Origin of the sequence: Hymenobacter coccineus, from assembly GCF_001816125.1 — a bacterium.
GTDB lineage: Bacteria > Bacteroidota > Bacteroidia > Cytophagales > Hymenobacteraceae > Hymenobacter > Hymenobacter coccineus.
The window spans coordinates 1-222 of record NZ_MDZA01000372.1 but is presented as its reverse complement, the minus strand read 5'-3'; the positions used below and the strand labels follow the sequence as shown (position 1 = coordinate 222).

Sequence of the window (222 nt, the reverse complement as noted above, 5' to 3'; positions counted from 1 at the left end):
TACGGCTACGGGGCCCCCGGCTACTACGCGCGCCCCTACTACCGCCCCCGCCCCACGTCATCGTGGTGCCCAACCGCGGCGGGGCCTACCGCGGCGGCCTACGGTGGCTACAGCCGGCCCGGCTACGGCTACGGGGCCCCCGGCTACTACGCGCGCCCCTACTACCGCCCCCGCCCCACGTCATCGTGGTGCCCAACCGCGGCGGGGCCTACCGCGGCGGCC

Annotated in this window: 1 protein-coding gene; it reads left to right on the top strand. The window is 77.5% G+C overall.

Going from position 1 to position 222, the window contains the following annotated elements; translation table 11 throughout:
• The coding region (locus tag BEN49_RS28950) for a hypothetical protein (RefSeq protein WP_204376152.1) at positions 1–222 on the top strand (222 nt) is incomplete at both ends.